The organism is Lachnoanaerobaculum gingivalis, assembly GCF_003862475.1.
GTDB lineage: Bacteria > Bacillota > Clostridia > Lachnospirales > Lachnospiraceae > Lachnoanaerobaculum > Lachnoanaerobaculum gingivalis.
Map to the genome: position 1 here is coordinate 166469 of NZ_RRCO01000006.1, position 14547 is coordinate 181015.

Here is a 14547-nt window from a genome sequence, read left to right on the forward strand (position 1 = left end):
ACCCCTTTAAATTAAATAAATGATATCTTGACAATTTAAAATATTCAAAAATCAAATTTATACATCAAAGATTATCAATATTTATACAAAAAGAGCCGGACGTAAAATTCCGACTCTGAAATATAGTATATTATTCTGCTATATCGGCATACTCAAAGTGCCAAATACCGTCTGAAGTATAGAAGCTGTCTTTTATCTTATCGCTCTGAAGATATGTCTCATTTTGATACATCAGCGGAATAACCCCTGTATCTTTTAAGAGAAGTTCCTCAGCCTGATGAAAATATCCGAATCTTGTCTTTGCATCAGACTCATTTGCAGCCTTATCAAGCAGTGCATCAAACTCAGGATTTTTGTATCTTGAGCTGTTGTTTCCGTTTGAGCTGTATGCACACTCAAGAAGATTTGAAGGATCGTTGTAGTCCATTACCCATCCGTCTCTTGCTATCTGATAGTTTCCGGATCTTCTCTGCGGTATAAATGACTTCCACTCAACGATATTTACTTCAACATTTATTCCAAGCTCTTTCCAAGCCTGCTGTAAGTACTCTGCAACCTTCTTGTTGAGACCTGCATCATTTGTTGTATATGACATAGCAGGAAGACCTGCTCCGTTCTCATGTCCTGCTTCCTTCAAAAGCTCCTTAGCCTTTGCAAGGTTTGCATCAAAATTGTCATTATCGTAGTATACAGACTTATCTGTGATATTGTCAGCCCATGCGCTTCCGTCCCAATCCACTACACCGTCAGGGATAAAGCCTGTTGCAGGTGAATTTATACCTGCAGTAATAGTATCCGCCATATACTTTCTGTCAAGTGCAAGTGAAAGTGCCTCTCTCACCTTAGGATCTTTAAACTCATCCAAATCATTGTTGATATCGATATATGATATTCCAAGCTTAGGACTGGACTTATAATCCGGTCTCTTCTGCATTGTTGTTATCTCCTGTACCGGATAATCCTTAATCATTAATGCATCTCCCGACTCATATGCGCTGAAAGCGGCATTCTGATCCTGCATAAGGAGACATTTAATACCGTCAAGCTTTATGGCATCCTTGTTCCAGTAATTTTCATTCTTTGTAACCAACAAATAGCTTCCCTGCTTCCACTCTGTAAGCTTGAAAGGACCTGTAGAGATATATGTCTTAGGATCAAGACTCCATCCGTCAGGATTTGCCTCTACTACATCTTTCTTTACAGGTGAAAGTGATGCAAATGCCGCAAGTCTGTCAAAATAAGGTGCAGGATGTGACATATGAACTACCAAAGTCTTGTCATCCGGTGCCTCTACATTAAGCTTTGTGATATCAGGATCTATTGTAGGATTACCGTCCGCATCAGGCTTACCGATAGCCTCATCATACCCCTCTACCATTCCAAGTACAGTCTCTGCATATGGTGCGGCAACCTCGGGGTCAACCATTCTCTGCCAGCTATATACAAAGTCATTAGCTGTAAGTTTTGAACCGTCTGACCACTTAAGCCCGTCTCTTAGATGGAAAGTCCAAGTAAGTCCGTCATCGCTTACTTCATATTTTTCAGCCAAGCTTGGGGCTATCTTGCCGTCCTTATCAAGTCTAAGCAAGTTGTCTGATATCATTGTGATATAGTTTGCACCGTCAGCTGACTGATTAAGTGCGGGGTCAATTGTTTCAACATCAGGTCCTTCCTCGATAGTAAGAATCTTTCCGCTCTTACTTGCGGATTTTGAACCTCCACATGCTGAAAGTGCTACTGCTGCAGCAATTGTCAGTGTAGCCAAAAACAATCTTTTTCTCATAATTCTTCTCCTAAAATTCTAATAATTTTTTATTCTGCAATATCGGCATACTCAAAGTGATAGATACCGTCAGCTGTATGATAGCTGTCTTTTACCTTATCGCTCTGAAGATACATCTCATTGTAGTAAAGAAGCGGTGTTACACCCATATCTCTCATAAGCATCTCCTCGGCCTGATGGAAATATCCGAATCTTGTCTGTGGATCCACCTCTTTAGCGGCTTTCTCTAAGAGTGCATCATACTCAGGATTTGAATACTTTGAGCTGTTGTTTCCGTTTCCTGTCTGTGTAAGCTGAAGGATATTTGAAGGATCGTTGTAATCCATTACCCAACCGTCTCTTGCTATCTGATAGTTTCCGGATCTTCTCTGTGGTGTAAATGACTTCCACTCAACTATATTAACTTCTACATTAACTCCAAGCTCTTTCCATGCCTGCTGTAAATACTCTGCAATCTTCTTGTGATAAGCCGAATCATTTGTTGAGTATGTAAGTGTAGGAAGTCCTTCACCGTTCGGATGTCCCGCCTCGGCCAAAAGCTCTTTAGCCTTTGCAAGGTTACCTGCGAAGTCGTCAACATTTATATATACTGAAGGATCTGTAATATTATCTGCCCAAAGCGAGCCGTCCCAGTCTGATGTACCGGCACTTACAAATCCGCTTGCAGGAGTATATGTACCTGCTGTAATAGTCTCTGAGATATACTTTCTGTCAAGTGCAAGTGAAAGCGCCTGACGAACTCTTGCATCCTTGAACTCATCCAATGTGTTGTTCAAGTCGATGAAATATGTTCCAAGCTGTGGATCAAGGTGATAGTCAGATCTCTTTTGCAATGTTGTGATTTCCTGTGTAGGAATATCCTTAATCATTAAAGCATCTCCCGACTCATATGCACTGAATGCGGCATTTTGATCCTGCATAAGAAGACATTTGATACCGTCAAGCTTTACGGCATCCTTGTTCCAGTAATTCTCATTTTTCTCAAGCATTAAATAGCTGCCTGATTTCCACTCTGTAAGCTTGAACGGACCTGTTGATATATATGTCTTAGGATCAAGTGTCCATCCGTCAGGATTTGCATCTACTACATCCTTCTTTACAGGTGAAAGTGCGGCAAATGTTGCAAGCTTGTCAAAATAAGGTGTAGGTGATGACATATGAACTACCAAAGTCTTGTCATCGGTTGCCTCAACACCAAGTTTTGTAACATCAGGATCTATTGTAGGATTACCGTCGGCATCAGGTAAACCTATAGCCTCCTCATAACCTTCCAACATTCCTAGAGTTATCTCCGCATATGGTGCGGCAACCTCAGGGTCGATCATTCTCTGCCAGCTGTATACGAAGTCATTAGCTGTAAGATCCGAACCGTCCGACCACTTTAATCCGTCTCTTAAGTGGAATGTCCATGTAAGTCCGTCATCGCTTACTTCATATTTTTCAGCCAAACTTGGAGCAACTTTTCCTTCCTTGTCAACTCTTAACAAGTTGTCAAAAAGATATGTGAGATAGTTTGCTCCGTCATTTGTTGTATTGAGTGCAGGGTCAATTGATTCCACTTCCGGTCCCAATTCGATAGTAAGAATCTTGCCTCCCGCCTTTGTAGCCGACTTTGATCCGCCACCGCCGCAACCTGCAAGTACAAGTGCACCGGTAAGAACCAATGTAGCTAAAACCAATTGTTTCTTCATAAATCCTCCTAAATATTTTTATCAAAACCAACAGGTTCTAATTTCTAGTTTATCCTCTCAATATTGTGGCAGGCTACAAAATGTCCCTTTTCCACTTCTCTCCACTTCGGAACTTCCATTGCACACTGCTCTGTAGCATATTTACATCTGGTTCTGAAATGGCATCCGCTTGGCGGATTAAGAGGTGAAGGTACTTCTCCCTCAAGTACAATTCTCGATCTTTCTCTTGATACCCTAGGATCTGCTACAGGTATCGCGGAGATAAGACTCTTTGTATATGGATGAAGCGGTCTGAATATAATCTCTCCGGACTCTGAAAGCTCGACCATTCTTCCAAGATACATAACACCTATTCTGTTACTTATATGATTTACAATAGAAAGGTCATGGGCGATAAACAGATAGGTAAGCCCTCTTTCCTTTTGTAAATCCTCAAACATATTTACAACCTGAGCCTGAATGGAAACGTCAAGTGCGGATACAGGCTCATCGGCAACGATAAAGTCCGGATCTACTACAAGCGCTCTTGCAATACCTACTCTTTGTCTCTGTCCTCCTGAGAACTCGTGGGGATATCTGTTGGCGTGCTCGGAGTTAAGACCTACTGTCTTTAAAACCTCAATAATTTTATCATGTCTGTCCTGTTTTGAAGCCGCAATCTTATTGATATCGATAGCCTCACCGATAATATCTCCGACCGTCATTCTAGGGTCAAGTGATGCGTAAGGATCCTGGAAAACTATCTGAAGTTTTTTTCTGTAAGGATACATATTTACCGCTGTCTTTTTTCCAAGCTTAGGTACACCGTTTTCGATGATATCGTTACCGTTCTCATCTACAAGAGGTACTTTTCCGCTGTCAAAAAGCACTTGGTCTTTGTATATTATTCTTCCGTCTGTAGGCTCATAGAGTCTAAGTAAAGATCTACCCGTTGTGGTTTTACCGCAACCCGACTCTCCTACAAGTCCCAGAGTTTCTCCCTTTTCAATGTGGAAAGAAACATCATCCACAGCTCTTACATATTTTTTATTTTTACCAAAACCTCCAACAGGGAAGAATTGTTGTAAATGTTCAACTCTAATTATTTTTTCAGACATACTGATTCTCCCTCTGTATTATTATCTTCTTCCAACTCATTTAACCAACACTGTGAATAATGAGTTTCACTGAAATCCTTAACCGGCGGCATTTCTCTTAAGCATATCTTCATACATGAATCACATCTGGAAGCAAAAGGACAACCCTTCGGTGGATTAAGCATATCCACCGGTGTACCTTCGATAGGTACAAGTCTTTCATAATCGGCCTCATACATCTTAGGAATACTCTTTAAAAGTCCCTTTGTATATTCATGCTTAGGGTTGTAAAAAATCTCGTCTGTAAGACCGCTCTCTATAATTTTTCCCGCATACATAACCGCTATTCTGTCACAGATATTTGCAACTACACCAAGGTCATGTGTAATCATAATAATTGCCATACCAAGCTTATTTTTAAGCTCAATCATAAGCTCTATAATCTGTGCCTGAATAGTAACGTCAAGCGCCGTTGTAGGCTCATCCGCAATCAAAAGCTTAGGCTCGCAGGCAAGCGCCATCGCAATCATAACTCTCTGTCTCATACCTCCGGAGAGCTCATGAGGATATTGCTTAAGTCTCTTATCAGGCTCGTTTATACCTACCAAAGTAAGAAGCTCTCTTGCTCTCTCCCTTGCCTCTTTTTTATTCTTATCTGTATGCAGAAGTATAACTTCCATTATCTGGTTTCCGATAGTATATACCGGGTTCAAGCTTGTCATAGGATCCTGGAAAATGATTGAAACTTCATTTCCACGGATTTTTCTCATTTCTTTTTCACTCATTTCATTGATATGATATCCGTTGAAGTATAAATCTCCACCTATGATCTTTCCCGGATTTGCTATAAGCCCCATAAGAGAATAGCTTGTAACACTCTTTCCGGAGCCTGACTCTCCTACTACTCCCAGCACTTCTCCTTCGTTTACATAGAAGGAAACATCATCTAAGGCTTTCACCTCTCCTGCCGGAGTAAAGAAGGAAAGTCTCTCATGTTCTATATCTACAAGATGTTTACTCATAATTACCTTCCTTTAATTCTTTAGCTTAGGGTCAAATGCATCACGGAGTCCGTCTCCCAAAAGGTTAAGACTAAGTATTATCAAACTGATAAGTATTGCCGGTGCGAACAGAAGATGTGGATATGACTGCAATCCCGTTATGGCATCGGAAGCAAGTGAACCGAGAGACGGCATAGGAACAGCCACACCAAGTCCCAAAAATGACAAATAACTTTCTGTAAATATAGCAGAAGGTATTTGCAATGTAGTTGTAACAATCAATGTACCGATAGTATTTGTAAGCAAGTGCTTTCTGATAATCTGACCGCTCTTTGCACCAAGTGCTCTTGCAGCTGTAACATACTCCTGCTCTTTTAATACAAGTATCTGTCCACGGACAATTCTTGCCATACCTACCCAGTAAAGAAGGGCAAAAACTATAAATATACTTATAAGGTTTATACCTAGAACATTGATCCATCCGAATCCCGGTGCGGACGCCAAAAGCTTCATCGGCTTCTTAAGCGCAAATGTAAGAAGTATTATAAGTAATATATCAGGAACTGTATATATTATATCTACAATTCTCATCATTATAAGGTCAACCCATCCGCCGGTAAATGCCGCAACGGAACCGTAAATCGAACCGATTATAAGCACGATAAATGATGCCAAAAGTCCTACTATAAGTGATATTCTGGCTCCCATCATTACTCTTATGGCATAGTCTCTTCCAAGACTGTCGGTTCCGAGTATATGTGGAAATACCTTTTCTCCTGCGGCAATTCTTGCAAGTTCTCCTGCAGAATACTGCATAGGCATAAGTCTCTCACTACCCTTTAACTGTATTGCGTAGTTATATGGGTAAAATATCGGCACTATAAATGCAAGTATCAATATGACAAAAAATACTGTCAAAGATGCAAGTGCCACTTTATTCTTTAAAAGTCTTCGAAATCCGTCCTGCCAGAAGCTGACACTCTGACGCATCACTACCAGACTTTCTTTTTCTTCTTTGCTGGCGGGCAAAAAATCTTCAGGCGATAAATTTAAATGCCCTGAAATAATATGTTTGCTCATTATATATAGGGATGTCACAAAATACTTGTGACAACCTTCTCCTTTCTTATAGGCTTTACTTAAGTTTTATTCTAGGATCTACGATAGTATATGCAATATCTACCACTACGTTCATAAAAATAATAAGAGTTGCCAGGAATATGGTGGTTCCCATGATAACTGTATAGTCCTGATTTATAACAGAACTTACAAATTCACCTCCAAGTCCCGGAATGGTGAATATCTTCTCTACAACAAAGCTTCCTACAAGTGTATACGCTACAAGCGGACCCATATATGTAATGATAGGCAAAATAGCATTTCTGAGTGCATGCTTAAACAAAATAACATTCTCTGAAAGACCCTTTGCTCTTGCTGTTCTCATATAGTCCTGTCCAAGTACGTCAAGCATTGAAGATCTCATCTGTCTTGCAATATAAGCTGTAGGATAAAACGAAAGTGCCAGTACCGGCATGATGTAGTTTAACGGTGATGTAAGACCATATGTAGGCAAAAGTTCAAGCTTTACGCCTAAAAAGTACATTAGAATAGTACAAACAACGAAACTCGGTACCGCTATTCCCAAAGTTGCAAACATTATAATAAGTCTGTCAAGTACCTTTCCTCTGTTAAGTGCGGCAATGGAACCCAAAGGCACTCCGAATATTAATGCAAGGACTATAGATATTCCACCTACTCTGGCAGAAACAGGAAATTTTGTGGATATTATCTGAGCTACATCTCTTCCCCTTTGCTTTATACTTATTCCAAAATCACCTTTCAATGCATTTTTAAAATAATTGATATACTGCACTGTAATAGGCTTATCAAGGCCATATTTTACCTCCAATGCTTTTTGAGCCGCTTTTGAAATTGACTTATCCGCAGCGAAAGGTCCACCCGGAACTTGCTGCATCAGGAAAAAAGTCAAGGTTGATACGATGAATATTGTTGCTATTCCGAATATCAACCTTTTGATAATATACTTTAACACGATTTCCTCTCCTTTACTTTTTATTTTTTCTATAAGTTATTAAAGTATTTTGCCAATATTTTATGCTTTTAGATATTTTCACATAGAAATAAAAGCTTGTACAAAAAATAGTAGGCAAGCACCGTTGCTAAATATTGCCTACTTCCTGCACAATTATACACTATTCTACTATCTTTTTCAAGACTCTGTTCGTATAGCGTGCACTTATGTTTGTCGATAAAATACATGATATTTTTTTTGTAATTTTAGCTTTATATTTCTTTATATTTTTTTATCTTCTTTATGCAATATATCCCTTTACTTTTTTCAAAAAAGGTATATGATATTTAGACAAATGTGTTTCTTCCTATTAAATGTACCACATAAGTAGACTGAAATATATTTGAGTGGTTTGCCTTACATGGTATATCACATAATACTATTTACTAAGGAGGTTTTATGGATGATATAATAAGCAGGCTTTCTGAAATAGAAGACTCATCTCAAGCTTACGTTGATGATGCCGTTCAAAAGAAAAAGGAAATCGCTGCTGAGATTAACGCCAGGAAAGAGCTTTGGAAGCAAGATCTTGATGCTAAGACAAAGGCAAGAATTGCCGAGTTGCAGAAATCTATGAATTTGTCTAAAGAAAAAAAGATTTCAGAACTCAAACAACAGTCTGAGAAGGCCTTTAGGAATCTGCAAGACATGTATGACACTCACCATGATAAATATGTGGATATGCTATTCTCAAATATGATTAAGGAGTAGCCATGGGAAATTTATTTAAATACTCTTCCCTTACCACTAAAATTCGTTCGATGTCAAGTGATTTAATAAGTATTGACGGTTTCAAATCATTATGTGAATGTGAAACCATCACTGATGCAATGAATGAGCTTATGCATTATAAATACTACCGTGATGCATTTAAAAAAGTCGACATCAATACATTACATCGTGAGGATATCGAGCAAATATTATTGTTAAGTAGTCTGGAAGAGTTTTCAAGACTCTGCAAATTCAACTCGGGTACTCCAAGAAAATATCTGAATTTAGTATCTATGTACAATACGATCTATGTCTTAAAGCGTATACTGCGAGACATTCTCAGTCATAGACCGACATCTTTGGATTTAAAATCATATTCCAAGTATATGGGTACAAAAACAAATCTGAACATCGATGAGCTTATATCTGCACAAGATGTATCACAATTCGTTGATTCACTGAAAAATACGGAATATTATGATTGTACAAATCAGGTATTGTCTACCGGAAGTACCAATATATTTGACTATGCACTTGCTCTTGACTCTTATTATTTTGAGATTTGCTTCAAATTTGCGCAAAAAGAGCTTAAAGGTGATGAAAGCAAAGAAGTACTCTCAATCCTTGGAACAAGATGTGATTTCCTTAATATGCAATGGATATACAGAACCAAGAAGTATTATAAAGTAAGTAATACAAGGGTATATGCCACTCTCATCCCACATTATTACAAGATAAGCGTAGATGAAATAAAGCAAATGGTTGAGGCCCAAAATCTTGATGAGTTTTTTGTAATATTTGACAATTCATACTATGGGAAATTGTCTGCAAAGCTTTTCAAGTACAAACCCGGACTGGAAGAATTTTATATGAGGACATTGGAATATCTGTATAATAAACATAAGAAGGATAATCCGTATTCTTTGGCAAGCCTCAGCTACTATCTGTATTCCAGGGAACTTGAGATAAGCAGAGTTATAGAGATAATAGAATCCATAAGATATTCGCTTCCTCCGGAAGATATTGTCTCTAATATTTTAAAACTTGAAACAAGGAGGTCTTTCGCATGATTGAGAGAATGGAATTCTTGAATATCACAGGCCCGAAAGACGATATTGACAGAATCATAGAAACTTATATCAGTAAGTATGATTTTCAGTTGGAAAATGCTCTTTCAGAGCTGAAAAATGTCAAAGAATTGCATGCCTTCAATGAAAGCAATCCTTATAAGGACATCTTGGCAAGATCGCAGGAACTGAAAGAATACTTTAAAGATACCGGTTTACACACGAATCGTCACATGAGTATCGAGGAGGCCGACAAAATAACCCGGAGTATTTCAGATAAGGTCTATTCTTTATCACAAAAAAAGAGTGAACTTGAATCGGAACTTGCGGGATACGAGGAAAAGCTTAAAAATGTCCACTATTTTATAGGACTGGATTATGACACCGAAAAGATTCTGCACTTTAAGTATGTAAACTTCAGATTCGGTTCCATGCCGACGGAATATTACGAAAAGTTTATGACTTTTGTGTATGAAAGTATTGACACTATTTTTTACAAGGCAAGAGAAATAGATGATAAGGTCTGGGGTGTGTATTTTGTACCGGATGCCATTTCGGAGCAAATAGACGCTATATATGCTTCAATGCATTTTGAAAGATTTTTCCTGCCTGATGAGTACCATGGTACACCTGAATATTCAAGTGCCAAGCTTCAGGAAAAAATTAAAGAGTTACAGGATAATATACTTAATATCGACAATAAGATACTAAGTGTACTTGAAAACAGCCGTGAAGATTTTCTTTTGGCAAATCAGGTACTTTATAGATTCAACAAGGTATTTGAAGTCAGAAAGTATGCGGCAGCCACCAGAGATAACAGAAAAGATAAGAAAGTCTTCTATATCATATGCGGATGGCTTAAAAAAGATGATGCCGAAAAACTGGCAAAAGAACTTGAAAATGAGCCGAGTACTTTCTGCCTTGCGGAAAGAAACTTATCAAAAATAAGCAGTACTCCGCCTATAAAGTTAAAGAACAATGCCCTTTTCAAACCTTATGAAATGTTTGTTGAAATGTACGGCTTGCCGAATTATAAGGAATTTGATCCTACAATACTTATAGCTCTGACATATTCCGTTTTATTCGGTTTTATGTTCGGAGATGTCGGACAGGGTCTTGTGCTTTTAATCCTCGGAAGTATTATAGCCCATAAGAAGAAATCAAGGCTTGCGGCAATTATTGCCAGATGCGGATTCTTCTCTACAATCTTCGGATTCTTATTCGGTTCGATATTCGGATTTGAAGATATAATACAACCGCTTTGGGTAAGACCTGCAAAAGCAATGACTGCACTTCCCGTTATCGGAAATTTAAATACGGTCTTTGTGGTAACAATAACTCTGGGTATGTTCATAATAATACTTATGATGATCTTAAGTATTTTGACAAAGCTTAGGTTTAATGAACCCGGTGAAGCATTGTTTGATGCAAACGGTGTTGCAGGACTTGTATTCTATGCGTCGGCACTTATTACAATAATACTTTTTATGACAGGTAATCATATGCCGGCGACAATTGTACTGTTTATAATGTTTGTACTTCCTTTAATTTTAATTTTCTTAAAAGAGCCTTTATCGGCTGTATTGGAAAGGAAAAAGGTACATCTTGAAGGAGGTGTAGGCATGTTTATTCTACAGGGATTCTTTGAGCTTTTTGAAGTGCTTTTAAGCTACTTTTCAAACTCTCTTTCCTTTGTCAGAGTGGGTGCGTTTGCAGTCAGCCATGCGGCAATGATGGAAGTAGTACTTATGCTTTCAGGTGTTGAAAGCGGCAATATCAACTGGATAGTTGTTGTCCTCGGGAATATCTTTGTAATGGGTATGGAAGGTTTAATTGTAGGTATACAGGTATTACGTCTTGAGTATTATGAGTTGTTCTCAAGATTTTATACAGGTGACGGAAGAGAATTTAAACCTTATTCATAGTAAATAATTTTTATGTTTTAGTTAGGAGAAAAAAATGAATACATTAGTAAAAGTAACACTTGCAGCAGCCCTTATTTTAAGTATCGCAGTTCCTTATATCGCATTTATGATAGGCGAAAAGACAAAGGGTCGTTATAAAAAAGCCCTTGCAGGAAATGTTGTTATGTTCTTCGGTGTTATGGCAATTACATGCGTATTTTTCTTATCCGGAAATGCTTACGCAGCTTCTGAAACAGCAGCTTCATCAGCTACAGGTTTAGGATATCTCTCAGCAGCTCTTTCAGTAGGTCTTGCATGTATCGGTGGCGGTATTGCCGTATCTGCTGCAGCTTCAGCAGCACTTGGTGCTATCAGTGAGGACGGTTCAATCCTTGGTAAGTCACTTATCTTCGTAGGTCTTGCAGAAGGTGTTTGCCTTTACGGACTTGTAGTTGCATTCATGATTCTTGGTCGTTTATAAAGGCGATTTTATGAAAATGTATCTTATAAGTGATAATGTGGATACTCTTACAGGTATGAGACTTGCAGGGGTGGAAGGAGTGGTGGTTCATGAAAAACATGAACTTGCAAATGCCCTTGATTTTGTTATAAAAAGCAAAGATATCGGCATTGTGCTTCTCACGGAAAAGTTTTCAAAGGATTATCCCGAGCTTGTAAATAAATATAAGATGGAATCACATATACCACTCTTTATTGATATACCGGATCGACATGGTACCGGAAGATCCGAAAACTTCATTACAGACTATGTAAATGAGGCTATCGGCTTGAAACTGTAACAGTTTGCATGATTACAATCTTGCAAAATGAACTTTAGATTAAGATTAAAAAGGTAGGTATTATCTTGACAATAGAAGAAAAACTACAGCATTTTAAAGAGGCTTGCACTGCTGATGCCATTGCCGCCGCTGAAAAAATACTTTCAGATTATAAAAATGCTTTAGAGAAGGACTTTTTAGACTACCAAAACAGTGAGACGAGACTTGCTGATATGGAAGTCAAAACTGAAACCACAAGGATTGACAAAGAGATGAACAAAGAGCTCGCTCTTGAACAGATAAAACTACGAATGGAGCTTGGCAAAAAGGCTGCCGAGCTCAAGGAAAAGATTTTTGCACAGCTTGAGGAAAGACTCGCAAAGTATCAGGAAACTCCCGAATATGTAGCTTTGATAGATTCACAAATTGAAAGAGCATTGAAATTTGCGGGAAATGATGAGGTGAAAATATATATAGACCCTAATGATGAATCTCTCGCACATGATCTTTCTGTAAGGCATGATATTGATATAGCCATCAGTAAATATCCTTTTCATGGCGGTATGAGAGCCGTTATACCGGCAAAAAATATTCTGATTGACAATTCTTTTGAAAAAAAGATTTCAGAAGCAAAGGAAAAATTTGATGTAGATATGGAGGTACTATAATGGCAACTACAGGTATTATATTTGCAATAAACGGACCTATAGTGAAGACATCAAATGATTCCGGTTTTGAAATGCATGAGATGGTATATGTAGGAGAAGAAAATCTTGTAGGTGAGGTAATCGGACTTACTTCCGATGCAACCGTCATAGAAGTTTATGAGGAAACCGGCGGAATTAAGCCCGGTGAAATTGTAACAGGTACAGACGCTCCCGTTTCCGTAACTCTTGCGCCGGGTATCCTTAACAATATCTTTGACGGTATTGAAAGACCTTTAAGTGAAATTGCAAAGGTTGACGGAACCTATATTTCCAGAGGTGTAAGTGTGGATTCACTTGATACAAAGAAACTTTGGAAAACACATATAACCGTAAAACCGGGACAGGCTATAGACGGCGGAACCATAATTGCCGAGGTGCCTGAAACACCGGCAATATTACATAGAGTAATGCTCTCTCCAAACCTTAAGGGTTATGTTTTGGATGTGGTTGAAGACGGTGAGTATACGATAAATGACAAAATTCTCACTTTGCAGCTTGAAGACGGCAGTGAGATTCCAATCACCATGACACAACACTGGCCTATTCGTGTTCCAAGACCTATAAAAAAGAGATTCCCGGCAAGCGTTCCGCTTATTACCGGTCAGAGAATTCTTGATACCCTCTTCCCTCTTGCAAAGGGAGGTACTGCAGCTGTTCCGGGCGGTTTCGGTACAGGTAAGACTATGACACAGCACCAGATTGCAAAATGGTCCGATGCAAATATTATTATTTATATCGGTTGCGGTGAGCGTGGAAATGAGATGACTCAGGTTCTTGAGGAGTTCTCCGAACTTATCGATCCTAAGACCGGCAATCCTTTGATGGACAGAACAACTCTTATCGCAAACACTTCAAATATGCCGGTTGCAGCCAGAGAGGCATCTCTTTATTCAGGACTGACACTTGCAGAATACTACCGTGATATGGGTTATGATGTTGCAATCATGGCGGACTCAACATCAAGATGGGCTGAGGCTCTTCGTGAGATCTCAGGACGACTTGAGGAAATGCCTGCCGAGGAAGGTTTCCCGGCATATCTGGCTTCCAGACTTTCAGCATTCTATGAGAGAGCCGGCATGATGCAAAACTTAAACGGAAGTGAAGGCTCGGTATCAATTATCGGTGCGGTATCTCCACAGGGTGGTGATTTCTCCGAGCCTGTAACACAAAATACCAAGAGATTTGTACGTTGTTTCTGGGGACTTGATAAGAGACTTGCATATGCAAGACATTTCCCTGCTATACAGTGGCTTGACAGCTATTCCGAATACCTGACAGATCTTGCGCCTTGGTATGCTGAGCATGTGGATAAGAACTTTGTAGAATACAGAAACAGACTTGTATATATACTCAATCAGGAAGCATCTCTGATGGAAATAGTAAAACTTATAGGTGCGGATGTTTTGCCTGACGATCAGAAACTTGTACTTGATATAGCGAAGGTTATAAGAGTAGGTTTCCTTCAGCAAAACGCCTTCCACAAGGATGATACTTGTGTTCCGCTGATAAAACAGTACAAAATGATGGACGTTATACTCTATCTCTATCAGAAATCAAAAGCACTTGTTCATCAGGGTATGCCTATGAGTGTTTTGCATCAGGACAGTATTTGGGACAAAGTTTCTTCCATAAAGTATGATGTTCCTAATGATAAGCTCGAGATGTTGGATCAATACAAAAAAGATATTGACACATTCTACGAAAAAGTACTTGAAAAGAATGCATAGGAGGTAAAA

13 protein-coding genes are annotated in these 14547 nt (G+C 38.8%); 7 read left to right on the forward strand and 6 right to left on the reverse strand.

Translation table 11 applies throughout. The features are described from left to right. Positions 1-130: 130 nt before the first annotated feature. Genes EHV10_RS12600 through EHV10_RS12625 form a run of 6 tightly spaced genes read right to left on the reverse strand, consistent with a single transcriptional unit; the run spans position 131 to position 7604 of the window. Positions 131-1783, reverse strand: a complete 1653-nt coding sequence (locus EHV10_RS12600; protein WP_128674955.1) for a peptide ABC transporter substrate-binding protein — start codon at positions 1781-1783, stop codon at positions 131-133. Positions 1784-1812: 29 nt separating this feature from the next. Beyond that, positions 1813-3474 carry a peptide ABC transporter substrate-binding protein gene (locus EHV10_RS12605; protein WP_128674956.1) on the reverse strand — a complete coding sequence of 554 codons (1662 nt, stop codon included), beginning with the start codon at positions 3472-3474 and terminating at the stop codon, positions 1813-1815. A 44-nt stretch (positions 3475-3518) separates the two neighbouring features. Then, positions 3519-4571, reverse strand: coding sequence for an ABC transporter ATP-binding protein (locus tag EHV10_RS12610; RefSeq protein WP_128674957.1), 1053 nt, complete (start codon positions 4569-4571; stop codon positions 3519-3521). Next, positions 4556-5572 (reverse strand): ABC transporter ATP-binding protein, encoded by a 1017-nt coding sequence (locus EHV10_RS12615; RefSeq protein ID WP_128674958.1) that lies wholly within the window; start codon positions 5570-5572, stop codon positions 4556-4558. Before EHV10_RS12615 ends, EHV10_RS12610 begins: the two co-directional genes overlap by 16 nt. 12 nt (positions 5573-5584) lie before the next feature. After that, positions 5585-6631, reverse strand: a complete 1047-nt coding sequence (locus EHV10_RS12620; RefSeq protein ID WP_128674959.1) for an ABC transporter permease — start codon at positions 6629-6631, stop codon at positions 5585-5587. 55 nt (positions 6632-6686) lie between these two features. Further along, a complete protein-coding gene (locus EHV10_RS12625) occupies positions 6687-7604 on the reverse strand; it encodes an ABC transporter permease (protein WP_007595201.1) in 918 nt (305 codons plus the stop codon). Positions 7605-8042: 438 nt separating this feature from the next. Here EHV10_RS12625 and EHV10_RS12630 point away from each other — a divergent pair, with 438 nt between their 5' ends. From EHV10_RS12630 to EHV10_RS12660, 7 genes are all read left to right on the forward strand, one after another. Further along, on the forward strand, positions 8043-8354 hold the full coding sequence (locus tag EHV10_RS12630) for a hypothetical protein (RefSeq protein ID WP_007595200.1): 312 nt from the start codon (positions 8043-8045) through the stop codon (positions 8352-8354). Positions 8355-8356: 2 nt separating this feature from the next. Then, the gene (locus tag EHV10_RS12635) at positions 8357-9424 is read left to right on the forward strand and encodes a V-type ATPase subunit (protein WP_007595199.1); all 1068 of its coding nucleotides are present in this window, start codon (positions 8357-8359) and stop codon (positions 9422-9424) included. Beyond that, entirely contained in the window at positions 9421-11346 is a 1926-nt protein-coding gene (locus EHV10_RS12640) for a V-type ATP synthase subunit I (protein ID WP_128674960.1), read from the forward strand. Before EHV10_RS12635 ends, EHV10_RS12640 begins: the two co-directional genes overlap by 4 nt. A 34-nt stretch (positions 11347-11380) precedes the next feature. Then, the gene (locus EHV10_RS12645; RefSeq protein ID WP_007595196.1) at positions 11381-11806 is read left to right on the forward strand and encodes an ATP synthase subunit C; all 426 of its coding nucleotides are present in this window, start codon (positions 11381-11383) and stop codon (positions 11804-11806) included. Positions 11807-11816: 10 nt separating this feature from the next. Beyond that, positions 11817-12125: a V-type ATP synthase subunit F gene (locus EHV10_RS12650; RefSeq protein WP_007595194.1), complete on the forward strand. Its 309-nt coding sequence runs from the start codon at positions 11817-11819 to the stop codon at positions 12123-12125. Positions 12126-12190: 65 nt separating this feature from the next. Continuing rightward, entirely contained in the window at positions 12191-12772 is a 582-nt protein-coding gene (locus EHV10_RS12655; RefSeq protein ID WP_128674961.1) for a V-type ATP synthase subunit E, read from the forward strand. Further along, positions 12772-14538 carry a V-type ATP synthase subunit A gene (locus tag EHV10_RS12660; RefSeq protein ID WP_128674962.1) on the forward strand — a complete coding sequence of 589 codons (1767 nt, stop codon included), beginning with the start codon at positions 12772-12774 and terminating at the stop codon, positions 14536-14538. Before EHV10_RS12655 ends, EHV10_RS12660 begins: the two co-directional genes overlap by 1 nt. The last annotated feature ends 9 nt before the right edge of the window (positions 14539-14547 follow it).

Bases quoted from the DNA above. Each gene is read 5' to 3' on its own strand.
- EHV10_RS12600 (WP_128674955.1), bottom strand. From the start codon at position 1,783: ATGAGAAAAAGATTGTTTTTGGCTACACTGACAATTGCTGCAGCAGTA.
- EHV10_RS12605 (WP_128674956.1), bottom strand. From the start codon at position 3,474: ATGAAGAAACAATTGGTTTTAGCTACATTGGTTCTTACCGGTGCACTT.
- EHV10_RS12610 (WP_128674957.1), bottom strand. From the start codon at position 4,571: ATGTCTGAAAAAATAATTAGAGTTGAACATTTACAACAATTCTTCCCT.
- EHV10_RS12615 (WP_128674958.1), bottom strand. From the start codon at position 5,572: ATGAGTAAACATCTTGTAGATATAGAACATGAGAGACTTTCCTTCTTT.
- EHV10_RS12620 (WP_128674959.1), bottom strand. From the start codon at position 6,631: ATGAGCAAACATATTATTTCAGGGCATTTAAATTTATCGCCTGAAGAT.
- EHV10_RS12630 (WP_007595200.1), top strand. From the start codon at position 8,043: ATGGATGATATAATAAGCAGGCTTTCTGAAATAGAAGACTCATCTCAA.
- EHV10_RS12635 (WP_007595199.1), top strand. From the start codon at position 8,357: ATGGGAAATTTATTTAAATACTCTTCCCTTACCACTAAAATTCGTTCG.
- EHV10_RS12640 (WP_128674960.1), top strand. From the start codon at position 9,421: ATGATTGAGAGAATGGAATTCTTGAATATCACAGGCCCGAAAGACGAT.
- EHV10_RS12645 (WP_007595196.1), top strand. From the start codon at position 11,381: ATGAATACATTAGTAAAAGTAACACTTGCAGCAGCCCTTATTTTAAGT.
- EHV10_RS12650 (WP_007595194.1), top strand. From the start codon at position 11,817: ATGAAAATGTATCTTATAAGTGATAATGTGGATACTCTTACAGGTATG.
- EHV10_RS12660 (WP_128674962.1), top strand. From the start codon at position 12,772: ATGGCAACTACAGGTATTATATTTGCAATAAACGGACCTATAGTGAAG.